Origin of the sequence: Anaerococcus sp. Marseille-P9784 (assembly GCF_902500265.1) — a bacterium.
Classification (GTDB): domain Bacteria; phylum Bacillota; class Clostridia; order Tissierellales; family Peptoniphilaceae; genus Anaerococcus.
On the sequence record NZ_CABVOZ010000002.1, the window covers coordinates 124,537 to 150,313 of the forward strand.

General features: G+C 34.3%; 19 protein-coding genes, 12 tRNA genes and 3 rRNA genes. 5 read left to right on the forward strand and 29 right to left on the reverse strand.

Annotation, left to right across the window (positions count from 1 at the left end):
- Positions 1-4: 4 nt before the first annotated feature.
- Both GAN53_RS04320 and GAN53_RS04325 read right to left on the reverse strand, forming a co-directional pair.
- Positions 5-427 (reverse strand): histidine kinase, encoded by a 423-nt coding sequence (locus GAN53_RS04320; RefSeq protein ID WP_151409758.1) that lies wholly within the window; start codon positions 425-427, stop codon positions 5-7.
- 10 nt (positions 428-437) lie between these two features.
- Positions 438-641 carry a helix-turn-helix transcriptional regulator gene (locus GAN53_RS04325; RefSeq protein ID WP_099320925.1) on the reverse strand — a complete coding sequence of 68 codons (204 nt, stop codon included), beginning with the start codon at positions 639-641 and terminating at the stop codon, positions 438-440.
- Between the two features lie 156 nt (positions 642-797).
- Between GAN53_RS04325 and GAN53_RS04330 the strand changes: the two genes are divergently transcribed.
- Positions 798-1,337 (forward strand): NADPH-dependent FMN reductase, encoded by a 540-nt coding sequence (locus tag GAN53_RS04330; protein ID WP_151409759.1) that lies wholly within the window; start codon positions 798-800, stop codon positions 1,335-1,337.
- A 117-nt stretch (positions 1,338-1,454) separates the two neighbouring features.
- Positions 1,455-2,462, forward strand: coding sequence for a potassium channel family protein (locus GAN53_RS04335; RefSeq protein WP_151409760.1), 1,008 nt, complete (start codon positions 1,455-1,457; stop codon positions 2,460-2,462).
- Between the two features lie 148 nt (positions 2,463-2,610).
- Here GAN53_RS04335 and GAN53_RS04340 read toward each other — a convergent pair whose 3' ends face one another.
- The 25 genes from GAN53_RS04340 to GAN53_RS04460 all read right to left on the reverse strand — a co-directional run bounded on the left by GAN53_RS04340 (position 2,611) and on the right by GAN53_RS04460 (position 19,970).
- On the reverse strand, positions 2,611-3,093 hold the full coding sequence (locus tag GAN53_RS04340; protein ID WP_151409761.1) for a hypothetical protein: 483 nt from the start codon (positions 3,091-3,093) through the stop codon (positions 2,611-2,613).
- Between the two features lie 425 nt (positions 3,094-3,518).
- Positions 3,519-3,595 (reverse strand) — tRNA-Arg (locus GAN53_RS04345).
- A gap of 21 nt (positions 3,596-3,616) precedes the next feature.
- A tRNA-Arg gene (locus tag GAN53_RS04350) sits at positions 3,617-3,693 on the reverse strand.
- A 91-nt stretch (positions 3,694-3,784) separates the two neighbouring features.
- A tRNA-Gly gene (locus GAN53_RS04355) sits at positions 3,785-3,859 on the reverse strand.
- Positions 3,860-3,935: 76 nt separating this feature from the next.
- Positions 3,936-4,012 (reverse strand) — tRNA-Asp (locus GAN53_RS04360).
- Between the two features lie 19 nt (positions 4,013-4,031).
- Positions 4,032-4,107: transfer RNA gene (locus GAN53_RS04365), tRNA-Thr, on the reverse strand.
- A 40-nt stretch (positions 4,108-4,147) separates the two neighbouring features.
- A tRNA-Val gene (locus GAN53_RS04370) sits at positions 4,148-4,223 on the reverse strand.
- Positions 4,224-4,560: 337 nt separating this feature from the next.
- Positions 4,561-4,635: transfer RNA gene (locus tag GAN53_RS04375), tRNA-Glu, on the reverse strand.
- Positions 4,636-4,660: 25 nt separating this feature from the next.
- Positions 4,661-4,735 (reverse strand) — tRNA-Glu (locus tag GAN53_RS04380).
- 30 nt (positions 4,736-4,765) lie between these two features.
- Positions 4,766-4,842 (reverse strand) — tRNA-Met (locus tag GAN53_RS04385).
- A gap of 24 nt (positions 4,843-4,866) precedes the next feature.
- Positions 4,867-4,943: transfer RNA gene (locus GAN53_RS04390), tRNA-Met, on the reverse strand.
- An 87-nt stretch (positions 4,944-5,030) separates the two neighbouring features.
- Positions 5,031-5,105 (reverse strand) — tRNA-Asn (locus tag GAN53_RS04395).
- Between the two features lie 54 nt (positions 5,106-5,159).
- Positions 5,160-5,276, reverse strand: a 5S ribosomal RNA gene (gene rrf, locus GAN53_RS04400).
- Positions 5,277-5,474: 198 nt separating this feature from the next.
- A 23S ribosomal RNA gene (locus tag GAN53_RS04405) occupies positions 5,475-8,555 on the reverse strand.
- 81 nt (positions 8,556-8,636) lie between these two features.
- Positions 8,637-8,712: transfer RNA gene (locus GAN53_RS04410), tRNA-Ala, on the reverse strand.
- Positions 8,713-8,803: 91 nt separating this feature from the next.
- Positions 8,804-10,330 (reverse strand): 16S ribosomal RNA (locus tag GAN53_RS04415).
- The 16S, 23S and 5S rRNA genes sit together here with 12 tRNA genes alongside, the layout of an rRNA operon.
- Before the next feature lie 260 nt (positions 10,331-10,590).
- On the reverse strand, positions 10,591-11,796 hold the full coding sequence (locus tag GAN53_RS04420; RefSeq protein WP_151409762.1) for a glycosyltransferase family 4 protein: 1,206 nt from the start codon (positions 11,794-11,796) through the stop codon (positions 10,591-10,593).
- Positions 11,793-12,725, reverse strand: a complete 933-nt coding sequence (locus GAN53_RS04425; protein WP_225791817.1) for an ABC transporter ATP-binding protein — start codon at positions 12,723-12,725, stop codon at positions 11,793-11,795. Before GAN53_RS04425 ends, GAN53_RS04420 begins: the two co-directional genes overlap by 4 nt.
- Positions 12,706-14,349 carry an ABC transporter permease gene (locus tag GAN53_RS04430; RefSeq protein WP_151409763.1) on the reverse strand — a complete coding sequence of 548 codons (1,644 nt, stop codon included), beginning with the start codon at positions 14,347-14,349 and terminating at the stop codon, positions 12,706-12,708. Before GAN53_RS04430 ends, GAN53_RS04425 begins: the two co-directional genes overlap by 20 nt.
- Before the next feature lie 55 nt (positions 14,350-14,404).
- Positions 14,405-15,559: an ABC transporter substrate-binding protein gene (locus GAN53_RS04435; RefSeq protein WP_151409764.1), complete on the reverse strand. Its 1,155-nt coding sequence runs from the start codon at positions 15,557-15,559 to the stop codon at positions 14,405-14,407.
- Positions 15,560-15,617: 58 nt separating this feature from the next.
- Entirely contained in the window at positions 15,618-16,103 is a 486-nt protein-coding gene (msrA, locus tag GAN53_RS04440; RefSeq protein ID WP_151409765.1) for a peptide-methionine (S)-S-oxide reductase MsrA, read from the reverse strand.
- A complete protein-coding gene (locus tag GAN53_RS04445; protein ID WP_151409766.1) occupies positions 16,100-16,570 on the reverse strand; it encodes a threonine/serine exporter family protein in 471 nt (156 codons plus the stop codon). Before GAN53_RS04445 ends, msrA begins: the two co-directional genes overlap by 4 nt.
- A complete protein-coding gene (locus GAN53_RS04450) occupies positions 16,567-17,352 on the reverse strand; it encodes a threonine/serine ThrE exporter family protein (protein ID WP_151409767.1) in 786 nt (261 codons plus the stop codon). Before GAN53_RS04450 ends, GAN53_RS04445 begins: the two co-directional genes overlap by 4 nt.
- 9 nt (positions 17,353-17,361) lie before the next feature.
- Positions 17,362-18,144 (reverse strand): J domain-containing protein, encoded by a 783-nt coding sequence (locus GAN53_RS04455; RefSeq protein ID WP_151409768.1) that lies wholly within the window; start codon positions 18,142-18,144, stop codon positions 17,362-17,364.
- Between the two features lie 56 nt (positions 18,145-18,200).
- Positions 18,201-19,970, reverse strand: a complete 1,770-nt coding sequence (locus tag GAN53_RS04460) for an ABC transporter ATP-binding protein (protein ID WP_151409769.1) — start codon at positions 19,968-19,970, stop codon at positions 18,201-18,203.
- 125 nt (positions 19,971-20,095) lie between these two features.
- Here GAN53_RS04460 and GAN53_RS04465 point away from each other — a divergent pair, with 125 nt between their 5' ends.
- Entirely contained in the window at positions 20,096-20,932 is an 837-nt protein-coding gene (locus GAN53_RS04465; RefSeq protein ID WP_151409770.1) for a sulfide/dihydroorotate dehydrogenase-like FAD/NAD-binding protein, read from the forward strand.
- Positions 20,925-22,325: an NADPH-dependent glutamate synthase gene (gene gltA / locus GAN53_RS04470; RefSeq protein ID WP_151409771.1), complete on the forward strand. Its 1,401-nt coding sequence runs from the start codon at positions 20,925-20,927 to the stop codon at positions 22,323-22,325. Before GAN53_RS04465 ends, gltA begins: the two co-directional genes overlap by 8 nt.
- Before the next feature lie 319 nt (positions 22,326-22,644).
- Here gltA and GAN53_RS04475 read toward each other — a convergent pair whose 3' ends face one another.
- Together GAN53_RS04475 and GAN53_RS04480 are read right to left on the reverse strand one after the other, a co-directional pair.
- The gene (locus tag GAN53_RS04475) at positions 22,645-23,631 is read right to left on the reverse strand and encodes a hypothetical protein (protein WP_151409772.1); all 987 of its coding nucleotides are present in this window, start codon (positions 23,629-23,631) and stop codon (positions 22,645-22,647) included.
- An 89-nt stretch (positions 23,632-23,720) separates the two neighbouring features.
- Positions 23,721-24,560 (reverse strand): aldo/keto reductase, encoded by an 840-nt coding sequence (locus GAN53_RS04480; RefSeq protein ID WP_151409773.1) that lies wholly within the window; start codon positions 24,558-24,560, stop codon positions 23,721-23,723.
- A 480-nt stretch (positions 24,561-25,040) separates the two neighbouring features.
- On the opposite strand from GAN53_RS04480, the gene ymfI reads away from it, so the two are divergent.
- On the forward strand, positions 25,041-25,769 hold the full coding sequence (ymfI, locus tag GAN53_RS04485; RefSeq protein WP_151409774.1) for an elongation factor P 5-aminopentanone reductase: 729 nt from the start codon (positions 25,041-25,043) through the stop codon (positions 25,767-25,769).
- The last annotated feature ends 8 nt before the right edge of the window (positions 25,770-25,777 follow it).

Consider the following 25,777-nt stretch of genomic DNA (forward strand, 5'->3'; position numbering starts at 1 on the left):
AATTTTATTCATCAATTTTATTCCAATTTTTAGATATCAATTTTTCCAAACTATTCTTATTATCCTTAAAAATCTTACCGTCAAAAGGGATCTCGTAGGCAACTTTTTTCCCTATATGTATTAAATTAATAATTGCTTTAGATTTTTTCTGATCCATTGTAAAAGATTCTATTTCATTCCAAGGCATTAATAAAAAATCTCTATTTACTGAATTGCTAATTTCTTCCTCGTAAATTCCTTTGGAAGAAAAATATAAAATAAAAGTTCTACTTGAGTCAAATGTGTACCATAAATTACTGACTAGCAATTTACCAAGACCTGTTTTAAAATCATTGTGCTTAAAAGCAACCAAATAGTTTTCCTTATCTTTAAAACCTTTATAAACTTTCTCGCTAATTTCTTCATTAGTGTTAAATAATAATCCCATTTCTTCTCCTTTATTTAAAAATAAAAACTTCTTTTATATCCTTATCCAGAACTTTGCAAATTTTGTAGGCTGTTTCTAAAGTAGGACTTATGGTTTTATTTTCATAAGCCATAATTGATCTTCTCTTTAGTCCCACAGCTTTTGCCAATTTTGCTTGCGAAAGTCCAAGCTCTTTGCGAAATTCTGCAATTTTATTATCAATTTCTACATCCATAAAATCATCCTATCTAAAAAAATTTTCATTTTCTTAATGTTAAATTTAATCTATTAAAGATAAATTTGTTACATTTATAGTACTTGTTTTTAAAAAAATAGTCAATTTTAACAAAAGATTGGGTATGTATATAAAGATTAAATTTTAGGAGGGATTATGAGAATTGGATTATTAGTTGGATCTTTGAGGAAAGGTTCATGGAATAAAAAACTCGCAAAAGAAGTAGCAGACCTATTAGATGTAGAATCTTATCTAATTGATTTAAGCGATATGCCATTTTACAACCAAGATCTTGATGGAGCAGATCCTTTAGATAAATATCAAAGATTGAGAGAAGATGTGAAAAAATGTGATGGATTTATTTTTATCACTCCAGAATACAACAGATCCCTAGCTCCAGTTTTAAAAAATGCTATTGACATAGCATCAAGAGGTCCAGAGGGTAACTTATGGGCAAAAAAACCTGCAGCAGTATTTAGCTCAACAATAGGTTCAATGGGAGCAGTTTCATCAAATCTTGCTCTAAAACAATCTTTTACTTGTGTAGATCTTATATCAATGAGCAAACCTGAGGTATATATAGCAAGAATCAATGAACTTTTTGACAAAGACGGGAGATTAGTAGAAAATACAAGAAAATTCCTAAAGTCAGCTTGTGATGAGTTTGTAAGCTTTGCTAAGAGGATAATTGGATAAAGACGAATTATAAAGAGGACTGTCGTTAAGAATTTTTTCTTAATATAAAATCCTCTTTTCCTTTACTTATTAATTTTTTTGCTTACTTTCATTTAATAAAAGCTATTGGAGAATCTTATGGAAGAGAAAAAGAAGCTTAAATTTATTGTCTATGCCTTTATACTTTTGATAGTAATTGGCGTATTAGGCTATATGATATTATTAAAAGTTGATTTTGTAGATGCTTTATATATGACCGTCATTACAATATCAACTGTTGGTTTTGGTGAGGTTGGAACAACAAGCGATCAATCTGAAATCTTTTCAATTTTTATGATATTTTTAGGTGTAGGTGTAGTTGGATATACCTTTACAACAGTAGTTGCAATGTTTGTTGAAGGCAAGCTTACAGAATTGTGGAAAGGAAGTAAAATGGAGAAAAAAATTTCCGCTTTAAGTGACCATTATATAATATGTGGATCTGGGGAATTGGCAGAAGTTATAATAAAAAAATTTATTGATGAGAATTTAAATTTTGTAGTAATAACTGATAACATAAAAGACCTTGATGATTATAGTCACCATGACGTTTTAGTAATCGAAGGACATTCTACAGAAGAAAGCATCTTAGAACATGCAGGAATTAAAAAAGCTAAGGGGCTTATTTCGACCTTAGATAGTGAGGTAGATAACATTGTAACGGTTCTTACAGCAAGAAATCTAAATAAAGAAATTTACATCATAGCAAATTCCATCAGCAAATCTGGCAGTGAAAAATTATTAAAAGTCGGTGCAAACAAAACTTTGTCAGCTGTAGAAATAAGCGGCAAAAGAATGGCCTCACTTATGATAAAGCCTAATATTATCTCTTTTTTGGATGTAGTCACAAGAATCGGTGATGTTGAACTTGATTTAGAAGAAGTAATTGTAAAAAAAGCTTCCTATCTGGAAAACAAAACACTATTAGAAGCTCAAATTCCTAAAAAAACTGGTCTGATCGTTCTAGCAATAAAAAAGGTTGAATGTGATCAATTACAATTTAACCCTCCAGTAGATTACATTTTTAAAATTGGAGATGTACTAATTGTTCTAGGAAGAGAAGACCAAATTGATAAATTAAAACATCTAGGAGATGAAATGAAATAAGGCTATGATTTATAGCCTTATTTATCTTTAAATTTCTATAAGTAATACTAAAATTTCTCCAGATTCTCTTTCAAACTTTTCTAATTTACCTTTTTCTCTTAAAATATCCTCTAATTCATTGAATCTAATAGCATTGATTAGCATAAATTCACCCCATTCTTATTAATTCATAAATCCTATCTAAACAATCTTTAGCAATATCGATAATATACACATTTCTATAATCTTTAGAAGCATAGTACTTATAAGGTCTTAATGGATTTTTATCTATAAAATCTGATAAATATATATTCGAAGTATCATCTAAGGCATGAATTATAAGAATCTCTTGAAACTTTCTTATTTCATTCAAATCTAACGTTATATCCACACCTGCTTTTAATTTAAAGGCTCCATATTCATCAGAATTTTGAGACCATACATTGGCAGTCTTACAATTATTACAAAGCCACAAGATATAATCATCGAGATCTTCATATCCAAAAATTATAGAGTCTAAATGTGGATTATATTGTTTTAAAAATTTTTCATTATAATTTAATAAATCTTCTCGATTATAGACAAAATAGACAATACTACCATCATGATCAGTTAGTCTTTTTTTACAAAAAGCGCAAGTTCCTTGCCCCATATATTCTCCCGTAATCAAAATAATATCTTAAATTCATTATAACATTTTAAAGTAATTGAAGTTCATTATCAGCTCAAATATTTTTCCAACTAGAATAGTAAAACCTTACTACTTATTAATAGCAAAAAATATCAACTAAGCATCCACATATTATGTTGACTTACTCCTTATCTATCTTTTTTATTATCTGTATCTTATATTTGTAATTAAATTTACAAAATTTTAAAACTTTATCAAAGAGAAAAATTATTTTAAAATCTTTAAAATTTATTGACTATGATCTGCTATTAGACAAAGTAAATGCATAGTATTTTCTATAAATAAAAAATAAATGAACTAATCAATTTAAAGTAATAAAAATATTTAAAATAAAAACAGGTCTGAAACCTGCTTAAATCTATAATATGAAATTATTTAAAATCACTTGGCGTGCCATTGAGGATTCGAACCCCAGGCCTTCTGGTCCGTAGCCAGACGCTCTATCCAGCTGAGCTAATGGCACAAATAAATTTAAAAAAATAAATGGCGCGCCTGGGAGGAATCGAACCCCCGGCACACGGATTAGAAGTCCGTTGCTCTATCCAGCTGAGCTACAGGCGCACATTATCTTGACTGACATAATTATAACACAAATATCACATTAATGCAAGAAATAATTAAAATTTATATAAAATTAAAAATATTTAAAATTTGGAGCGGATGACGAGATTCGAACTCGCGACCCTCGCCTTGGCAAGGCGATGCTCTACCACTGAGCCACATCCGCAAAATAAAATTATCTACTTAGATTATATCAAAAAAGTCTCAAAATGACAAATACTTATAAAAAAACATAAGTACATTGGCGACTCGGATGGGGATCGAACCCACGACCTCCGCCGTGACAGGGCGGCATTCTAACCAGCTGAACTACCGAGCCATAAACTATTTAAATTCTTTGGAGCTGATGATAGGACTTGAACCTACAACCTATTGATTACAAATCAATTGCTCTGCCAATTGAGCTACATCAGCAACTTGTAATTATCAAAATATTAATTAATTAGTTAAAATATGGTGGAAGTAACAGGGCTCGAACCTGTGACCCCCTGCTTGTAAGGCAGATGCTCTCCCAACTGAGCTATACTTCCATAATGGTGACCCTCCCGGGATTTGTAATCCAGTCCCTTGTAGGGTTTTAAATATTTATATTTAAAATCTTTGAGATGAGCCTTTGGCGAATCCAAAGAACTTACCGCCGTGAACACGGTGATACCCCCGTCAAAGTTGCTATCGTTTTATAACATCAAATAAATTAATTTGGTGACCCTACCGGGATTTGTAACCCAGTCCCTTGTAGGGTTTTAAATATTTATATTTAAAATCTTTGAGATGAGCCTTTGGCGAATCCAAAGAACTTACCACCGTGAACACGGTGATATCCCCGTCAAAGATTGCTATCATTTTATAATATCAAATAAATTGATTTGGTGACCCTACCGGGATTTGAACCCGGGATACCACCGTGAAAGGGTGGTGTCTTAACCGCTTGACCATAGGGCCTTATAGTTTAATAAAAATTGAATTATGGTGACCCCATCGGGATTCGAACCCGAGAACCCGCCGTGAGAGGGCGATGTCTTAACCGCTTGACCATGGGGCCAAAATATTTATAAACTTCTAAATAAAAAAATGGTAGCGAAGAAGAGACTTGAACTCTTGACACTCCGGGTATGAACCGAATGCTCTAGCCAACTGAGCTACTTCGCCACATAAAAAACAATAAATTTTCTTTGGTTGCGGGAGCTGGATTTGAACCAACGACCTCCGGGTTATGAGCCCGACGAGCTACCAAACTGCTCTATCCCGCGATAAAGTAATTATCATTAATATTGTACTTATTGTTATATTTCATTAACCAATATTTTACAAATCATTTATAAATTTATAAATATTGTTGGCGCTCAGGGTGGGACTCGAACCCACAACCTACCGGTTAACAGCCGGGTGCTCCACCATTGAGCTACCTAAGCATATCTTTTTTTTCATTTAATTTCTACTAGCCTATTGGCTAGTAGTTTTTAAATGTTTAGCAGCTTCCTACTCTACCGGGAGGCTTCCCTCCGAGTACCATCGGCGTTGTTGGGCTTAACTTCTGTGTTCGGTATGGTTACAGGTGTATCCCCAGCGCTATCGCCACTATATTCATGACCCTAACCTTTTTGGTTAAGTATTTTTGAACCTTCTAAATAGCAGTCTACCTAGTTATTAGATAAACCCTACTCTATCCTTATCATACGCCGTGATTTGTACTCAAGCTGCTTCGCACCTTGAACAAATCTGGCGGCTGACCTTCCTACGATTCGATTTCATCGAATCGGGATAGGGCAGGCACAATATTTCCAGTCAAGTTTTAATGGTTAGTATCCTTTAGCTTAATACATTACTGTACTTACACCTTGGACCTATCTAAGGTATTTTCTTTACCTTCTTTGAGAAATCTTATCTTGAGGGTTGCTTCGTACTTAGATGCTTTCAGTACTTATCAATTCCATACTTAGCTACCCAGCTATGCTTCTGGCGAAACAACTGGTGCACCAGTGGTATGTCCATCCCGGTCCTCTCGTACTAGGGACAGCTCCTCGCAAATTTCTTACGCCCACGCTGGATAGGGACCGAACTGTCTCACGACGTTCTGAACCCAGCTCGCGTGCCTCTTTAATGGGCGAACAGCCCAACCCTTGGGACCTACTTCAGCCCCAGGATGAGACGAGCCGACATCGAGGTGCCAAACCTCCCCGTCGATGTGGACTCTTGGGGGAGATAAGCCTGTTATCCCCGGGGTAGCTTTTATCCGTTGAGCGATGGCCCTTCCATTCGGAACCACCGGATCACTAAGTCCGTATTTCTACTCTGCTTGATTTGTTTATCTCGCAGTTAAGCTCGCTTGTGCCTTTGTACTCTGCGAATGGTTTCCGTCCATTCTGAGCGAACCTTTGAACGCCTCCGTTACTTTTTGGGAGGCGACCGCCCCAGTCAAACTGCCCAACTGACAATGTCCAATGCCCAGCTTCATGGGTTATTGTTAGAATTTTGATATTAGAGGGTTGGTATCCCAAGGGTGACTTCGCCTACACTGGCGTGCAGGTTTCATTGTCTCCCAACTATCCTGTACGTCTAATCTCAAAATCCAATATCAGCCTACAGTAAAGCTCCACGGGGTCTTTCCGTCCTAGCGTGGGTAAGTCGCATCTTCACGACTACTACAATTTCACCGGATCCTTTGTTGAGACAGTGCCCAAATCGTTACACCTTTCGTGCGGGTCGGAACTTACCCGACAAGGAATTTCGCTACCTTAGGACCGTTATAGTTACGGCCGCCGTTTACTGGGGCTTAAGTTCTAAGCTTCGTCTTACGACTAACTCTTCCCCTTAACCTTCCAGCACCGGGCAGGTGTCAGCTCCTATACTTCATCTTGCGATTTTGCAGAAACTTGTGTTTTTGGTAAACAGTCGCTTGGGCCTGGTTTCTGTGGCCAGATCGCTCTGGCTCCCCTTCTTGCGAACTTACGGGGATATTTTGCCGAGTTCCTTAACAAAGGTTCTTCCGCGCGTCTTGGTATTCTCTACCTCCCTACCTGTGTCGGTTTTGGTACGGGCGCTTTGGTCTTGATAGTGACTTTTCTTGGCAATTTGAATTTAACTATTTCTCTACTTGTGTTTTCGATGCCTATCGCACATTGGCTGCTGATCAGCGGATTTGCCTACTGAAAAGCCTTTGTGTTTAGACTGCCATCCATCAGGCAGCTAGTGTGTCCTCTTGCGTCATCACATCTCTTTTACGACTTTAAGCGGTACAGGATTTTAAACCTGTTGTCCATCGGCTACGCCTTTCGGCCTTGCCTTAGGTCCCGACTTTCCCTGAGGGGACGAGCCTTGCTCAGGAGTCCTTAGGGTTTCGACGGGAGAGATTCTCACTCTCCTTCTCGCTACTCATGCCAGCATTCTCTCTTGTATAGGCTCCACTTTTGTTTTCACTTTGGCTTCTTCGCTTATACAATGCTCCTCTACCACTGATAGAGAGTTTAAATCTATTCATAAGTAACCATGTTTTCGGTTTTGGAATTCTTTTACCAGGTTCATACTTTTGTATGTCTGTTTTTCGGTGATAATTGAGTTTACAACTTACCTTTATCTTTGTGTTTGATATTTGCGTATTTTTTTATAACTCGTTTATCTTGATTGTTTTTTTATATTTCCTAGTTAAGTTTTCTTTTGCCTTTTTTTATGGTTTCCTTTTTATGAGATAGATTTAAATTCTCTATCAATCCGAAGCTTCGGTACTGGATTTTAGCCCCGTTTATTTTCGGCGCAAACCCACTTGACCAGTGAGCTATTACGCATTCTTTAAATGTATGGCTGCTTCTAAGCCAACGTCCTGGTTGTCTTAGTAGGTTCACATCCTTTTCCACTTAATCCAGATTTTGGGACCTTAGCTGTCGGTCTGGGCTGTTTCCCTTTCGACTTAGGAGCTTATCCCTCTAAGTCTGACTCCATGATTTGATTTTTTGGCATTCGGAGTTTGATAGGCTTTGGTACGGTAACCGCCCTAGGCCATTCAGTGCTCTACCTCCTTAAATCTTTGATCATAGGCTAGCCCTAAAGCTATTTCGAGGAGAACCAGCTATCTCCGGGTTCGTTTGGTTTTTCGCCCCTAGCCACAGTTCATCCGATGCGTTTTAAACCGCACCCGGTTCGAGCCTCCAGTGAATTTTACTTCACCTTCACTCTGACCATGGCTAGATCACCCGGTTTCGGGTCTATCATATTAAACTTTCGCCCTGTTAAGACTCGCTTTCGCTTTGACTTCACATCTTAAATGCTTAATCTTGCTTGATATGATAACTCGCTGGCCCATTCTACAAAAGGTACGACATCAATCTTTTGATCTCTGTCTGATTGTAGGCTTAAGGTTTCAGGTTCTATTTCACTCCCCTTGCGGGGTTCTTTTCACCTTTCCCTCACGGTACTTGTTCGCTATCGGTCACATGTTAGTATTTAGCCTTAGGGGATGGGCCCCCTATCTTCACAGCAAATTCCTCGTGTTCACTGCTACTTGCTCCCAAAAATATGCTTTCTTTCGTCTACAAGACTTTCACTTTCTTTGGTTCATTTTCCCAAATGATTTGACTAAAAAACTTATTTCTTATTGGGTTGGGCTGTTTTCTTTTCGCTCGCCGCTACTTGGAAAATCGAGTTTTCTTTCTTTTCCTCCTGCTACTTAGATGTTTCAGTTCGCAGGGTCTTGCTTCATAAGACTATGTGTTTATCTTATGATGTCTAATTCTTCATTAGACGGGTTTCCCCATTCGGAGACCTAGGGGTTATGGCTTTTTGTGAGCTTTCCCTAGTTTTCGTTCACTTACGTCCTTCTTCGCCTTCATGTGCCAAGGCATCCACCTTGAGCCCTTTGTTTCTTGACTGGAAATATTGTTTGCTATTTAGTTTTTTCTCATTTCTGAGTGGTTCGGTTTTCTAGTTAATTAGTTTCCTTTTTAACTAGTTGGTGGAGGTAAAGAGATTCGAACTCTTGACCCCCTGCGTGCAAGGCAGGTGCTCTCCCAGCTGAGCTATACCCCCATGTAATATCAATGATTATTTTTCTTTTCTAATTTTTGAGAATAACCTGTCATTCTCGAAAGCTAGCGGCTTGCCGCTAGCTCTTCCTTAGAAAGGAGGTGATCCAGCCGCACCTTCCGATACGGCTACCTTGTTACGACTTCACCCCAGTTACTGACCCTACCTTCGACTGCTGCATCCTTAACGGTTTGCTCACAGGCTTCGGGTATTGCCAACTCCCATGGTGTGACGGGCGGTGTGTACAAGACCCGGGAACGCATTCACCGCGACATGCTGATTCGCGATTACTAGCAACTCCAACTTCATGATCTCGAGTTGCAGAGATCAATCCGAACTGGGACAGGCTTTTTGAGGTTCGCTTGATTTTGCAATTTCGCTGCTCTCTGTTCCTGCCATTGTAGCACGTGTGTAGCCCAAGTCATATAGGGCATGATGATTTGACGTCATCCCCACCTTCCTCCGGTTTGTCACCGGCAGTATTGCTAGAGTCCCCAACTTAATGATGGTAACTAGCCATAAGGGTTGCGCTCGTTATGGGACTTAACCCAACATCTCACGACACGAGCTGACGACAACCATGCACCACCTGTAATACAGTTGGCCGAAGCCATAAGATAATATCTCTATTACCCTCCGTATTATGTCAAGACTTGGTAAGGTTTTTCGCGTTGCTTCGAATTAAACCACATGCTCCGCTGCTTGTGCGGGTCCCCGTCAATTCCTTTGAGTTTCACACTTGCGTGCGTACTCCCCAGGCGGAGTGTTTATTGCGTTAGCTGCGGCACCCAGATTTACTCCAGACACCTAACACTCATCGTTTACGGCGTGGACTACCAGGGTATCTAATCCTGTTTGCTACCCACGCTTTCGTACCTCAGCGTCAGAATATGACCAGAAAGTCGCCTTCGCCACCGGTATTCCTCCTAATATCTGCGCATTTCACCGCTACACTAGGAATTCCACTTTCCCTTTCATTTCTCAAGTTATACAGTTTTAGAAGCTTACTATAGTTGAGCTATGGGATTTCACTTCTAACTTATTTAACCGCCTACGTACCCTTTACGCCCAATGATTCCGGACAACGCTTGGTCCATACGTATTACCGCGGCTGCTGGCACGTATTTAGCCGGACCTTATTCGTATAGTACTGTCATTTTCTTCCTATACAAAAGATTTTTACAACCCGAAGGCCTTCTAAATCACGCGGCGTCGCTGCATCAGGGTTTCCCCCATTGTGCAAAATTCCCCACTGCTGCCTCCCGTAGGAGTCTGGGCCGTGTCTCAGTCCCAATGTGGCCGTACACTCTCTCAAGCCGGCTACTGATCGTTGCCTTGGTAGGCTTTTATCTTACCAACTAGCTAATCAGACGCAAGTCCATCTTAGAGCGAGATTCTTTGATAAGGCTATCATGCGATCGCTTTATGTTATTGGGTATTATTCTCAGTTTCCTAAGGCTATCCCCATCTCTAAGGCAGGTTACTCACGTGTTACTCACCCGTTCGCCACTAATCCACTTATTTTCATTCCGAAGAATTCAAATGAGTTTCATCGTTCGACTTGCATGTGTTATGCACGCCGCCAGCGTTTATCCTGAGCCAGGATCAAACTCTCATGAAAATTTATGAGAGCTTTTGATTCAAGCTCTTTCATTTACACTGATTTAATCAATGCGTGATTTAAGTTTTATCCATCTATTTATCATAGATTGGAATCATTTTTTAGACAATTTATACTTGTCTTTTTAAGGTTACTCAAATTAATTGATTTTTGTTTAATTACTATTTAATTATTGGATAAGTTTTCTTATCCGGTTCTTTTGTCGCTTGTTAACGACAAGATATATAATACCAGCTTTATTTTATTTGTCAATACTTTTTTTAATTTTTTATTATTTTTAGTATTTTATTTCCTATATTAGACCAAGATAAGCTTTTTATTTCTTCTCTTACTTCATTTGTGAATAAATTTTGATTTATTCTTTTAATTTGTTTTTCTATATTTATGCTAAGTCTTTCTACGTAGGCCTTTTTGTCTTCTTCATAAGCCTTGTCTATGTCGTAAATTCTTGGTAGTTCGGTAAATTCTATTACTTTTGCTTGTTTTGTATTTTCTCCTAATGTTTCTATTAATCCATCTATATGACTTGCTACTACTAGTCTATCGCAGGCTAGTGCTTCTATTGCGATTAAACCTAGGGCTTCAAAGTATGATGGCAAGATAAAAATATCAGATTCTCTTAGCAAGTGTGCTAATTTTTTCTGATCTAGTGCATGGCAAATTATAAGTCTTTTTGAGTAATTGGAGGATTCTTTCATTATATGAATTGATTCTTCGCTAGCATTACCAATTATATATAATCTGATATTTGGATAATTTTTTTCAAGTATTGGCAATGTTTTGCAAAGTTCAAAAACACCTTTTGACTGACTGACTTTTCCTGCATAAACTAAATCTATTGTATCTTTTACGTGGGTAAATTTTGGCGGATAAAATATTTTATCGTTATATCCGCCACCTACATTATGAATCTTTCCTGGATCTACCTTTAATAGTTTGATGATAGCCTCATCTTCTTTGTCTGTAACTGTTAATACATAGTCTAGATCTTTTATGTGGCTTAGTCTTTTTAGAAATTTCTTATGTTTTTTTATTTGCCTAATGTCTGTTCCATGAGATATTCCTACTACTTTTTCCTTATCGAAAATCTCTCTTACCAAATCGCTTATGAAAAATAAATGGTGGGTTATTACAAGATCTGGTTTAAATTCTTCTTTGATTTCTATTAGTCTTTTTTTAAAAGCTTTTAGTAAAATTTCAATCTGCTCATCTGTCATTTCTGAATAAACGGTAGATTCGTATGGCATTTCATCGCTCATTCCACAAATTCTAAAGGGTAATTCCTCTGTGTTGTAGGTAACTGGCAAAGAAATTTTGCAATTTACTTTAACGTCATGTTCTTTTTCATAGCCATATACTGCTGCATTTTCAATGCCTGGTTGATTTAAACTTTCAATTAAATTTGTAAAATAAACTCCACTTCCAGTTTTGGCAGGAAGTTGTGTTAAAACGTGCAATATTTTCATGATATTTTTTCCATTTCGTATGATACTTTAACTTTTTCTCCTGTTTTTTTGTCAAAATTATTGTTTAGTGTTAGCATTTTTAATTTTCGCAAATCATTTGATAGATATATTTCAACAAAGCTTCCAACAAATATTATGTCTGTGATGGTAAATTCTTCTCCATCATCTGCAAATGTGATTTTTTCAGGTCTTACGTAGGAATCATTTACAAAGTTTTTTTGACCAATAAAATCTAAGCTTTCTTTGTTTGAAGGATGATTGTAAATTTTTGAAGGATTTCCTCTGTCTATAATTTTCCCTTTGTTTAATACTATGACTTCATCAGCCATTTTGAAGGCTTCAGCTTGATCGTGGGTTACAAAAATTGTTGTAAGCTTAAATTCCTTGTGAATTTTTCTTATTTCAAGTTGCATTCTTTCTCTAAGTTTTTGATCTAGCGCACTAAAAGGCTCATCCATTAATAAAATTTTGGGTTTTACTACAAGACTCCTTGCTAGGGCAACTCTTTGTTTTTCTCCACCAGAAAGTTCACTTGGTTTTCTATTTTCATATCCTTTAAGTCCCACCATCTCTATGGTTTTTAAGGCTAGATCTTCTTTTTCTTTGTTGGTTAAGGATTTTTGATTAAATTTTAGACCATACATTACGTTTTTCATAACTGTCATGTGAGAAAATAAGCCTAGGCTTTGGAAAACTGTCGCAACTTTTCTATCATTTGGATCCTTGTCTGTTATATCCTCTCCATCTAAAAAAATACTTCCTTCATGATCAATAAAACCGCCAATTGCATGTAAAATCGTACTTTTCCCAGATCCTGAAGGTCCTAGTAAACAAAGAAATTTCCCTTTTTCAAGATCTATATTGATATCATCTAGGACTCTATTTTTTCCATATGTTTTTGAAAGATTTTTAATTTCTAAATACATCATTAAACCTCAACTTATTTTGCGATTGTCTAAATAATAAATTTATTGCCAGGGTAAATAATAAACAAATTATCATAATCAATAGTGCTATTACTGATCCTTCGTTGTACTTGCCACTATTAATAACATCAAACATTACTAGAGTCATAAGTTTTTTTCCTGGATAAACTAAAAATATAATGGATCCAACGGTTGTCATTGTTGTTACAAATGAGTTTATTAGTGAAATTCTAATGGAAGCTTTTATATTCGGGATAATTCCATCTTTTATTTCATAAAAAGTATTGCCACCTAAATCTCTAATTGAGTTTACGATTCCAGGATCAACTGATTTCATAGCTGCATTTCCAACCCTACTAGAAAATGGTAATTGCTTAAACAAAACATTTAAGACTACAATTATACTTGTGCCAGTAATCATAATTGGAGGGGATTTAAAATACAACAAATATCCCAATCCAAAAAATGTGCCAGGAATTATATAAGGTAAGTTTGAAAAAACATCGATGATTTTCATAAACTTGCTATTTTTTATTATTATATAGTAGCCTATTAAAAGTCCTATTAAAGTTCCAAAAAATGCCGAAATCAAGCTATATATGACAGATCTTAGCATGGCCTTGTTTATATAATTTCTAGTTTTTGCAAAGTTTTCCAAAGTTAAAATCAAATGTCCATTTTTCATTCTACTAAAAGCACTTAAAATAATTGATCCATATAGTAAAACTAACAATAGCAAAATAAATATAGATAAAACTCTAAAGATTTTAAATATTAAGCCATCTCTTTTTATATTAACGTCATTTTGAGCGTAAGAATTAGCGACCAAAGTTTTTTCTTTATTAAAAATATTTGAAATAATGAAAACAAGTAGTATCGGAAGCAATAGAAGAATGTTTAGTGTGCTTGCTTTAGCAAGATTTCCATTTGCTATTACTTCAAAATAACTTTCTAGAGCTAATACGTTAAATTTGCCCCCTATAATTGAAGGCGTTGCAAAATCTGACATAGCTTTAAAGAAGCTTAAAAGGAAAACTGTTATAAGTCCATTTTTTAGTTGTGGAATTATTATATCAATTATTATTGAGTTTGTGTCAGCTCCCAAGGATCTTGCTGAGTTTAAGATATCCTTAGACATATTATTTAACAAACCCAACAAAACTAAACAGTTTAGGGATAAAAAAGATAGGGTCTGCATAAAGGAAACGCCCCACATATTATATGGATTAAAACTTAAATGCAAAATATTGTAAGTGATAAAACCTCTTCTGCCGAATAAATTTATATAACTTAGACTTGTTACGAAGGGAGGGCTGATAAGTGTAATTGCCAAAATTACGTTAATAATTTTTTGGATTTTTTTATCTGATAAATATGTGTAAACAGATACTATCACAGAAGTTATGAGAGATAGTAAAGATGTTAAAACTCCTAATTTCAAAGAATTATATAGTAAGTTTTTATTGGCTAAAATATCCTTATAATACTTGAAATTTAAAGATCCATCTATTATAAAGCTTTCTATAAATACGCTTAAAAATGGCATCAGTATAAATAAAATAACGGACAAAGCAAGTAAAAGCTCAAGGCTAAAATCTATTAAGTTTATTTTTTTTGATTTTTTCATAATTTTCTATATACAAATATGGAGCTGATATATCAGCCCCACAATTTTTTAAAATTTATTTTTCGCTTGCTTTATCTCCAGCAAGTTCTTTAAATCTGTTTAGCACTTCTTCTCTCATAGAACCAAATGTTGAAAGATCTTCTTTGATTAGTTTATCTTTTGGTAAACCTAAGTCTAGACCCTCAATTCCTGGAACTATAAGTTGGTTAGAATCTTTTCCATCTATTTCAGCTATCATGCCTTGAGCTTTTTCGCCTAGCATAAAGTCAACAAAAGCTTTAGCCACATCAGCATTTTCGCTATCTTTAAAGATTGCTACGCCTTCTGGAACCCAAGCAATACCATCTTCTGGATAAACAACTGTTAGATTGTTATCTTTTGCAGTGTCAAAAGCCATTTTGTCAACAGGAATAATTCCTATAGCAAATTCACCTTGAGCTGTTTTTTCTTGAGGATCTTTTCCTCTTTTTGAATAGAAGTCTATATTGTCATTGATTTTGCTAAATAAATCCCAACCTTCTTCTTCGCCATATAGGTCAAGAAGTCCTTTTAGTGCAGCGTAGTTTGTACCAGAAATAGCTGGGTTACTCATGATAATTTCGCCCTTATATTTTGGATCTGCTAAATCTTTCCAAGATTTTGGTGCTTCTAGTCCTTTTTCTTCAAGAATAGAATCATTTAACAAAAATCCTACTACTGTAAGTCCTTTTGAGAAATAGAAACCATCTTTATCTTTGTATTCTTCTGGCAATTTATCAGTCATTTCAGATTGATAATTTTCTAAAAGACCATCATCTTTTGCTGCCATAAATGCATCAAGTCCACCACCAAACCATAAGTCAGCCATTGGCTTGCCTTCAGCTTTTGTTCTTGAAATTACTTCTCCACTTGACATAGATAGAAATTCTACCTTTGCTCCAGTTTCTTTGGTAAATTCATCAAAAAGTGGAACATAAGATTCGCTTGTTGCAACTACATTTAGTGTTCTGCCATCAAAGTTGGTTTCTGCTTTTTCTTCATCTTTGTTAGCTTCTTCATTATTGTCGCTATCTTCAGTAGTTTCTTCATTTTCCTTTGTTTGCGCACTTTCTTCTATTTTTGTTTCTTCTGTTTTGCTTTCTTCTTTGTTTGAATTATCAGCTCCACATGAAGTTAATGCAAAAACAGCAATTAGTGCTAGTGATAATCTACTTAAAAATTTAGTTTTCATTCTCTCCTCCTTTAAGTTATAGCATAATTATTATAATGTATAGTAAAGAAAAATCAAGTTATATATCTGGTTTGTCGTTTATATTAATATGACAATATCCATTTGGATTTTTGTCTAGGTAGTCTTGATGATAATCTTCGGCTATAACAAAGTTTTTTAATTTTTCTACCTCTATTGCGATTTTGTTTTTCTCTTTTTCTTGTTTTTTGCTAATAAATTTAATAGCTTTTTCTAGATCGCTTGAATTTGTCAAAAATATGCCTGTTCTATACTGTCTACCTCTATCATTTCCTTGTTTATTTACGCTAAAGGGATCTATTATATAGTAAAAATATTCGAGAATCTTTTCAAAGGTTATTATTGTATCATCATAGGAAATGTAAAGTGTTTCAGCGTGATCGGTTTCTTTTACTTTTCTATAATTAGTATTTTCTGTCTTGCCATTTGCATACCCTACTTCAGTGTCGATAATTCCATCAATTGTCTTAAAATAGGCTTCCATTCCCCAAAAACATCCACCAGCCAAATATATTTCTCTTATCATTTATAATCTCCTAAATAGTTAGTTCTTTTTGTTTGTCTTATTCTATAGCTTTTTAGTGACTTAGAAAATGAACTTGCCAGTAAAACTCCAAAGGCAATGGATCCTGCTATAACAACTGCCCTATAAAAATTACTGATAGCAATGTCTGAATGTCCATTAATAAAACTACTCATGGTATTATATATGGCTTCTCCGGGGCATAGGTTAATAATTCCTGGTATATTAAAAATTGATGCTGGATATCTAAGTCTTCTTGCTTGAATTTCTGCAATTGACGCTATTAAAAGCGAAGACAAGAAAGTTGCAAAATATATACTACCACTAAAATTAAGAGTGAGCTTGTAGATAATCCAACCAATTCCCCCATTTAATCCTGCAACAAGCAGAGCATTTTTTGGAATAGAAAATACTAAACCAAAACCTATTGATGAAAGCGTACTTATTATAAATTCTATTGTATATCTCATAACTTTAAAAACCCAAACAATCCAAGTGGCATTGCAACCCCAAGTGCTAAAGCAATTGATATTAAAATTGCAAGACTTGCTCCAGTCATTCCACTAAGTGCATCTCCACTCATTAAATCTCTAACTGCATTTGTTATCATAATTCCCGGCAAAAAAGCCATAAGCGAACTTATTATTACGACATTTACGCTTATTGGAATAAGGCTATCAATTATCAAAGTCAAGCTTGAAATCAATAGTCCATATAAAAAATGAACTACAAAATAACTTAACTTGTTATTTTCCAAAAACAAGGAAAAGACATAGCCTAAAAATCCAACCAAAAATGAAAATATTACTTCCTTAATACCTGCCCCAATTAGCAGGGAAAAAGCACCTGCTGCAAGAGTTGCTCCAAGTATTTTCAAATTTCTAGAAGTTCCTTCAGATTTTTTAATTTTATCAAGTTCTTCAATGGCTTGGTCAAGTGAATATTTTCCTAAAGAAAATTCCCTAGAAAAAGTATTAAGCTTATCGACATAATATAGGTTGTTGGATCTTGCCTTAACTCTTCTAACATTTGTATGGATCTGACCCTTATAAGAAAAGGAAATTATAATAACATTGAAAGTTGCAAAAATATCCACATCTTTAATCAAAGAATTTGACCTTAATATTATTTCCGCCGTATCTTCAACTCTGTATGTTTCTGCACCATTTGCAAGCATCATAGCACCTGCTCCTGCAGCAATTTCTGATAAAATAAAGGCCTCTTCTAGAGTGCTAATTTTCTCGTTTGCCATAATTTTTACCTAACTAAAATTTTGCTTATATTTTTTGATATTTTCTTCTGTCAAAAATTCATAAGCTTCGTTAATTTTCGTAAACATTTCTGTAGCATTTGGATCTTTATTTATATCTGGATGATATTTTTTAGCTAATTTCCTGTAATTTAGTTTTACTTGGTAGATGTCTGTGTCATAGCCAAGACCTAGAGTTTGACAAGATTTTTCGTATTTTTCCTTAAAGCCAATATTTTGTGGGCCATTATAAGCGCCACCATAGCCTTGATTATTATAATCATTTTGATAATATTCGCCGTAAGCATTTGAATTTGTATAAGAGAATCCTCTCATAAATTCTTCAAATCTTCTATTCATCTCTTCTTGTTGGCGACGAGCAGCTTCTTCTCTTGCTCTTCTTTGAGCTTGTTCTTGTTCATATTTGTATTTGTTTGAATAATCGGAAATACTATCGTATCCTACTTTTTGGCCTGTTATCATAGAGTCAGCCCTATCATACATCCATTCTGTCAGTGTATAATTGGCATATCTTAAAAGAGAGATAAATTTTGGTCCAAGAATTGGTATAAAAATTACCGCAAATATAAAATACATAACTTCTTTTGGCAAAAGTAATGGGATTATTGGAAATATAAAAATAGTCGAACATCCTACAATAAATAACATCAAAAGCAATTGTCTTATCCCTTCAAAGGTTACGACAATTACGTTCATTATATTTATTAAAACGTTGAAAAAGCTCCCAATCCCAGTTGCTAGTCCATGTATTATTTTACCAAAAATCTTTTTCATATATTTTTCTCCATTCTATAAAAGATTTTAAGATTTAAGATAAGGAAAACTAAAATTTAACCAAACAAGTCCTTGTTGTTGCTATAGTACAAATTGTAGTAGATTCCTTTTTGATCTAATAATTGTTTATGGCTTCCTCTTTCAACTATACCATCATAGGTCAAAACTAAAATCTCATCGGCATTAATAATTGTAGATAATCTGTGAGCTATTGTTATTGTGGTTCTTCCTTTTGATAAAATTTCAAGTGATTTTTGGACAATTGCTTCGCTCTTATTATCCAAGGCACTTGTCGCCTCATCCAGGATAAGGATTGGTGGATTTTTCAGAAATACTCTAGCAATGGAAATTCTTTGTTTTTGACCACCAGAAAGTTTTACTCCACGCTCTCCAATATAAGTGTCATATCCATAAGGCAAATCTTTGATAAATTCTGTTGCTCCTGCAAGTTCAGCAGCTCTTTCGATTTCTTCTTCGCTTGCATCTTCCTTGCCATATCTGATATTATCTCTAACACTTCCGCTAAATAAATACACATCTTGTTGGACAATTCCAATATTATCTCTTAAAGATTCTAAAGTTAGATCTCTAATATCTTTTCCATCGATTTTAATCTTTCCACTTTCTATATCATAAAATCTTGGGATTAATTTTGAAATTGTTGTTTTGCCTGCACCAGAAGGGCCAACTAGGGCTATATTTTCACCAACATCAACTGAAAAACAAATATCTTCAAGAACATAAGGCTCATTATCTTGAGTTTCTGGATATTTAAAATACACATTTTCAAAATCAATTTTGCCCTTGACATCTGTTAATTCAATGGCTTTGTCATGGTCAAAAATATTGCTTGTCATATCCATAATGTCGACAAATCTTTCAATACCGGTAGCTCCAGCTTGGTAGACATCGGTAAAATTAATAAGTCTTTCTATTGTTGCAACCAGCATATTTAGATACATTACAAAAGCTATAAGATCTCCTGGAGTAATTTTTTTATTTAAAACAAAATATCCACCAAGGAAAATTAAGACAGCATACATTAGTCCTGAAAAAATTTCATTTATCATGAAAAATCCAGCCATATCAAAATATCTATCTTTTTTAATATCGACAAATTTATTATTATCAACCTTAAATTTACCTTTTTCGATCTCTTCATTGGCAAAAGATTTTACAACAGAAATTCCCAAAAATGTATCTTCAACTGAAGAATTTATATCTCCAATTTGTTTTTTGACATTCATAGTCGCTTGTCTAAATTTACGCCTTTTATTTGTAGAAATTACAAACATCAAAGGAATAATCAAATAAATTACAAGGGCTAGTTGCCAATTTATTGTAAGTAAAACCATAAAGGATAAGATCAATTTTATCATGCCAACCAAAAACTCCTCGGGTACATGGTGAGCAAATTCTGTAATATCAAACAAATCTGTCGTTATTCTACTCATCAAAGCACCAATTCTTGCTTCGTTGAAAAATTCTGTATCCATAGTTAATAAATGGTTAAAAACATCTGCCCTCATATCTCGTTCAATCCTTGCGCCCATGATATGGCCTAAAGATTGCATAAAATATTTTGCAGCTATTTCAATAATTTTAGAAACTAAAAAGACGATTCCTACCTTAATAAGTCTACTAGCATCAAGCAAGCCCAATTGCGCCCAATCTGTTAGATAAGAAAGTAATATAGGTAAAAGCAAACCTGATACTGTAGTAAGTGAAGCAGAAATAAGATCTACTGTTAATATTTTTTTATAAGGTCTATAGTAAGGCAAAAATCTTTTTATAAGATATTTATTGCTATAAGTTTTCTTTTTCATCTAAACTCCTTTAATATTTTTAATAACACATATACCTTACCATTTTACTATGAATTTACTATTAAATAAGTAGTGATTAGTTGAAATTTCTAAAGTCATTTGTTATTATTATATGGGAGGGAATAATGGCAAGAATAATTGAAAAAACTAACTTAAATGATAATACTATAAAATTTGTAGTTAACGCTCCTGATATTGCTAAAAGAGCTTTGCCAGGACAATTTATTATATTAAGATTAGACGAAAAAGGTGAAAGAGTTCCTTTTACCATATCATCAACAGATGGTGAGAATGTTACTATTATCGTTCAAATTGTCGGTGCAACAACAATGAGAATGGATAAACTTAAAGCTGGCGATGGATTCTTAGATTTTGTAGGTCCACTTGGAATTCCAACAGAGCTTGATGAGCTTAAAGGCAAAAATGTTTGTGTAGTTGGAGGCGGACTTGGAACAGCAATTGCTTATCCACAAGCAAAATACCTACACGATATTGGCGCTCATGTTGATGTAATAATTGGTTTTAGAACAAAAGATCTTATTCTTTTAGAAGATGAACTAAAAGAAGCTAGCGAAAATTTATACATAACAACAGATGATGGATCCTACGGTTTCCATGGTTTTGTAACACAAATTTTACAAGAAAATATCGATAAGAGCAAAAAGTACGACCACATCCTAACAATTGGACCAGTTATTATGATGAAAAATGTCGTTGAAGTTGCTCGCCCATACGCAATTCCAGTTACAGTTAGCATGAACTCAATAATGGTCGATGGAACAGGAATGTGCGGTTGCTGCAGACTTACAGTTGACGGAAAAATGAAATTTGCCTGCGTAGATGGTCCAGATTTTGATGGATATAAGGTAGATTTTGCTGAAGCAATGAATAGAGCGAAAAATTATATCAAAGAAGAAAAAGAACATATTTGCAAACTAACTGGGGAGGTAAGAAATGCCTAAATTTAATATGAGTTTAAAAAAGGTTCCTATGCCTGAACAAGACCCAAATGTTAGAAACACAAATTTCAAAGAAGTAACTCTAGGCTACACTCTTGAAATGGCCAAAGAAGAAGCTACAAGATGTATCCAATGTAAAAATAGACCTTGCATGGCAGGATGTCCTGTATCAGTTCATATACCAGAATTTATCCACCATGTAGTAAACGACGATTTAGAAGCTGCTTACGATGCAATAGCTCAAACAAATAACCTACCTGCAATTTGTGGTAGAGTTTGTCCACAAGAAAACCAATGCGAAGGAGTTTGCACAAGAGGAATAAAAGGCGAACCAGTTGCCATAGGTAGACTTGAAAGATTTGTTGCCGATTGGTATATGAATAATTCTTACAACAAACCAGTCGAAGTAACAAGCCAAAATGCAAAAGTAGCAGTTATTGGATCTGGCCCTTCAGGTTTGACAGCAGCTGCAGATTTGGCAAAACTTGGCTATCAAGTTGTAATATTTGAAGCTTTCCACACCGCTGGTGGAGTTTTGATGTATGGTATTCCAGAATTCAGACTTCCAAAACAATTAGTACAAAAAGAACTTAAAAACGTAATTGGACTTGGTGTAAAACTACAAACAAACACAATAGTTGGTAGAACAATTTCTCTAAACGACTTATTTGATCAAGGATTTGAAGCAATTTATGTATCAACTGGTGCTGGTCTTCCATCTTTCTTAGGAATTGAAGGCGAAAACCTAAATGGAGTTTATTCTGCTAACGAATTTTTGACAAGAATGAACTTGATGAAAGCTTACAAATTCCCAGAATACGATACTCCAGTTCATATTGGCAAAAAAGTTTGCGTAGTTGGTGGAGGTAACGTTGCAATGGATGCTGCAAGATCTGCAAAAAGACTTGGTGCTGATGTAACTGTTGTTTACAGAAGATCTTTTGAAGAAATGCCTGCAAGAGTTGAAGAAAGCCACCACGCTATGGAAGAAGGAATAAATTTCCTAAATCTTCACAATCCAGTAGAAATCATCGGCAAAGATGGTTGGGTAAGCGCAGTAAAAGTAGAAAAAATGGAGCTTGGCGAAGAAGATAAGTCTGGACGTAGAAGACCTATTCCAACAGGAGAATATGAAGAAGTTGAATTTGATTCTGTCATAGTTTCCATAGGTCAAACACCTAACCCACTTATCAAACAAACAAACCCAGATATAGAAACCGAATCTTGGGGTGGAATTATCATAAACGAAGATACCACAATGACAACAAAAGATGGAGTTTTTGCTGGTGGTGACGCTGTAAGTGGTGCTGCAACAGTAATTCTAGCAATGGGAGCTGGTAAAAAAGCTGCAGAAAATATCGATAAATACATTAGAAATAAAAAAGCTAATAATTAATAGAAAAATAAAGGATTGTTGCAGAATGAATAAATCGTCCCTTATCAATAGAGGAAGCTCTATGAAAAGTCTAACTTGCCGACAGGCTATACGTCTCTTCAAGCAAGCAGACTAAGTAAAAAGTTTTCTAGGAGAACCCTCTAATGATGGGACGATGGTTAATCATAGCTTTGCAATAATCCCTTTTTTTAAAGCATCTATTTTAACATAAAAACTCGAGCCTTTTGCCCGAGTTTTTTTGCATAAAATTCTATCTTCATGATAGATATTTCTAACATATTATATTAATATTTAAGACAAGTTTAAAACAAATGTTTAATTATTTAGCAAGTAATTCTTTTGCTTCTTTGATTAGGATTTCTTGTTCTTCAACAAGTTTGTCGAGTTTGTCAACAACTTTTGCTATTGTCTTTGGTGTATTTTCTTTTAGGAATCTTACTGCTTCGATTTTGATTTCTGCTTGTCTGATTGCTTCTAGGAGTTTTTCTCTAGTTTCTGCAGAAATTCCCATTTCTTCTTTCTTATCAGAATCTTTTGTAGTTTCTACTGATCTGTAATTATATCCAACTACATCAGCTTCATCGCCAAGAATTTCTCTTACTATTGCTTTGTTTTTCTTGATTTGGCTTATTTCTTCTTCTAGATTTTTAATTTTTTCAGAAGTTTCTTCTTTTTCTTTGTTTATATTTTTGATTTTTTCATCGATTTCTTTGTTTTTAGCTTCTTTTTCGTCTAATACCGCTTCTATTTTATCAAGTTGTTTATCTAATTCTTCTAATTTTTCACTTAAAGGTTTAATTTTTGGAAGATACTCATCATAAGCTTTTTTTGCTTCTGCGGTTATCTTTTCTTGATCGCCCCACTTGAAGGCAAGTTCAGATTTTTTCTTTTCCAATTCCTTATTATTAGGATCAGCTTTATATGCATCATTTGCTGCCTTCCATTGTTCGTATAATTCATTTGATTTTTTTACTTCAGCCTTGTACTTAGCTAGTATTGGTTTAAACTCAGTTAATATTGGTAAATATTCTTTATATAGCTTATCACGTTCTGGCCAAATCTTATCATATTCATCATAATCTTTACTTGTGTCTTCTTTTTGATTTTCTAAGTTAGAAATCTCATCATTTTTTTGAGCTATATCTTTTTTTAATCCATCAATTTCAGCTTCCTTTCTTGGAATTTCAACATCAATTGATAGGTCTTCCTGAGCATAAGCTACATTTTGATTTGCTTCTACAAGATATGCTCCTCCAAGAAGAAGTCCTGCTGATAAAGCAACTGCTAAAACATTATTTTTTTTCATAATTTCCCCCCCTAATTATCGTGTTAAATTTATTTTCTACACAATTATATAATATGCGAATAAATTTTTCAATTAACTAAGCCTTGTTCTTATTTCATATTTCTTATTTCATCAAGCCACTTTTGATCTTCTGGATTTGATGAATATCTTTGTTTTTTATCCAAACTTGCAAGAGCGTTCATATCTTCTACTTCTAAATCGAAATCAAAAATATCTATATTTTCTCTTATCCTTTTTTCATTAATAGATTTGACCAAAACCATTACCCCACGGCTAATGTTCCATTTTAGGGCAATTTGTGCTGGTGTTTTATTGTATTTATTGGCGATTTCTTGTAAAACTTTTTCTTCTAGTAAGCCTGATTTTCCTTGTGTTAGTGGTCCCCAAGCTTGGTGAAGTATTTTATTTTCTTGTAAAAATCTTGCTGTATCTTTATCTTGCAAGTGCAAATGGCTTTCTAATTGGTCTATGGCAGGGATTAGACCTGTTTTTAGTAATTCTGTCATTTGCTTTATTGAAAAATTGCAAACCCCAATTGTTTTTATGAGTCCTTCTTCTTTGTAATCATTTAAAACTTCAAAGGCTTCTCTGAAATTTTCCCCGTACCAATGGAGCAAAGCCACATCCAAATAGTCGACATCCAAATCCTTTAGGCTTTCATCAATTGACTTTTTGCATTTATCTTTATCATAAGAATTTGGCCAAACTTTGCTGGCTATTTGATAGTCGGCTCTTTTTTTGCCTGACATTTTTAAATATTTGCCCAAAATTTTTTCATTTTTATAATATTTCGCAGTATCAAAATAGCTATAACCAGCATCAAAACAGACATTTATAGCTTCTTCCATATCTTTTTCTTCGATTATCTTATAAGTGCCAAAGCCTATAGCCGGTACTTTATTTCCATCATTTAATTTAAAATATTCCATAAATTCTCCTTCTTTTTACATATTTATACCCTAAATACAGAAATATTTTTTTGCTTTCTTACTTATCCCTTTTAAAATCTTTGGATATTTTTGTTAACGCAAAAACTCGAGCATTTCGCCCGAGTTTTCTAAAGATAATAATATCCTCAATGATCATAAGATATAATACTATCTTTTTATTTATATTATAGGTACCCTAATATTTAAAGAGAGTTTTTAATACAAAGTATTAATTTTATTATTTAACAAACAATTTTTTAGCTTCTTTGATTAGGATTTCTTGTTCTGCTACAAGTTGTCTAGTTTGTCTACAACTTTTGCTATTGTTTTTGCTGCGTTTTCTTTATTAGCTTAATTATATGATAAATGTTAAAATTTTGCAACAGCTTAAAGTAATTTGCTGATTATTTTTAAATATATTTTAATATTTTAGAGAAATTCTATTTTTATAAAAATCTATCTTTATGTTATAATCAAATCATGAAAACAGTTTTAATTACAGGATCTTCTCGTGGTATCGGTGCTGCTATCGCGCAAAGATTGAATAATGAATATAAAATAATAATAAATTATAATAATAGTAAAGATGAGGCCTTGAAATTATTAGAAAATTTGAGAAAAACTAATCCTTATGTCATCGCAGTAAAAGCTGATGTTTCTAAGGAAGAAGATGTGAATATGCTTTTTGACCTTGCCGAGAAAAATTTTTCCCATGTAGATATTCTCATAAACAACGCTGGGATCTCTCATTTTTCTCAGATTCAAGATATAGAATTTGAAACTTGGAAAAAAGTCATAAGTACAAATCTAAATTCAGTTTTTCTTTCTAGCAAAAGAGCCATCCCAAATATGATAAAAAACAACTACGGAGTTATTATTAATATGAGTTCTATTTGGGGAGATTTTGGCGCAAGTATGGAAGCTTTGTACTCTACAAGCAAGGGAGCTATAAACACTTTCACCAAAGCTTTGTCAAAAGAGCTTGCCCCTTCTGGGATTAGGGTAAATGCAGTTGCCCCTGGGATTGTCGATACTGATATGATGAGAAATGATTTTTCTTACCAAGAATTGGAAGAATTAAAAAAGGAAGTTTCAGTCAACAGATTTGCAAATCCAGAAGAAATTGCAGATTTGATAAATTATTTGATTTCTGATCAGGCAAGTTACATAACTGGCGATATTATCCATATTAACGGAGGATTTTTTTAAGGGGATAT

Bases quoted from the DNA above. Each gene is read 5' to 3' on its own strand.
- gltA (WP_151409771.1), top strand. From the start codon at position 20,925: ATGCCTAAATTTAATATGAGTTTAAAAAAGGTTCCTATGCCTGAACAA.
- GAN53_RS04475 (WP_151409772.1), bottom strand. From the start codon at position 23,631: ATGAAAAAAAATAATGTTTTAGCAGTTGCTTTATCAGCAGGACTTCTT.
- GAN53_RS04430 (WP_151409763.1), bottom strand. From the start codon at position 14,349: ATGAAAAAATCAAAAAAAATAAACTTAATAGATTTTAGCCTTGAGCTT.
- GAN53_RS04450 (WP_151409767.1), bottom strand. From the start codon at position 17,352: ATGGCAAACGAGAAAATTAGCACTCTAGAAGAGGCCTTTATTTTATCA.
- GAN53_RS04455 (WP_151409768.1), bottom strand. From the start codon at position 18,144: ATGAAAAAGATTTTTGGTAAAATAATACATGGACTAGCAACTGGGATT.
- GAN53_RS04465 (WP_151409770.1), top strand. From the start codon at position 20,096: ATGGCAAGAATAATTGAAAAAACTAACTTAAATGATAATACTATAAAA.
- GAN53_RS04435 (WP_151409764.1), bottom strand. From the start codon at position 15,559: ATGAAAACTAAATTTTTAAGTAGATTATCACTAGCACTAATTGCTGTT.
- GAN53_RS04330 (WP_151409759.1), top strand. From the start codon at position 798: ATGAGAATTGGATTATTAGTTGGATCTTTGAGGAAAGGTTCATGGAAT.
- GAN53_RS04445 (WP_151409766.1), bottom strand. From the start codon at position 16,570: ATGAGATATACAATAGAATTTATAATAAGTACGCTTTCATCAATAGGT.
- GAN53_RS04335 (WP_151409760.1), top strand. From the start codon at position 1,455: ATGGAAGAGAAAAAGAAGCTTAAATTTATTGTCTATGCCTTTATACTT.
- GAN53_RS04340 (WP_151409761.1), bottom strand. From the start codon at position 3,093: ATGGGGCAAGGAACTTGCGCTTTTTGTAAAAAAAGACTAACTGATCAT.
- GAN53_RS04480 (WP_151409773.1), bottom strand. From the start codon at position 24,560: ATGGAATATTTTAAATTAAATGATGGAAATAAAGTACCGGCTATAGGC.
- ymfI (WP_151409774.1), top strand. From the start codon at position 25,041: ATGAAAACAGTTTTAATTACAGGATCTTCTCGTGGTATCGGTGCTGCT.
- GAN53_RS04420 (WP_151409762.1), bottom strand. From the start codon at position 11,796: ATGAAAATATTGCACGTTTTAACACAACTTCCTGCCAAAACTGGAAGT.
- GAN53_RS04425 (WP_225791817.1), bottom strand. From the start codon at position 12,725: ATGATGTATTTAGAAATTAAAAATCTTTCAAAAACATATGGAAAAAAT.
- GAN53_RS04325 (WP_099320925.1), bottom strand. From the start codon at position 641: ATGGATGTAGAAATTGATAATAAAATTGCAGAATTTCGCAAAGAGCTT.
- GAN53_RS04320 (WP_151409758.1), bottom strand. From the start codon at position 427: ATGGGATTATTATTTAACACTAATGAAGAAATTAGCGAGAAAGTTTAT.
- GAN53_RS04460 (WP_151409769.1), bottom strand. From the start codon at position 19,970: ATGAAAAAGAAAACTTATAGCAATAAATATCTTATAAAAAGATTTTTG.
- msrA (WP_151409765.1), bottom strand. From the start codon at position 16,103: ATGATAAGAGAAATATATTTGGCTGGTGGATGTTTTTGGGGAATGGAA.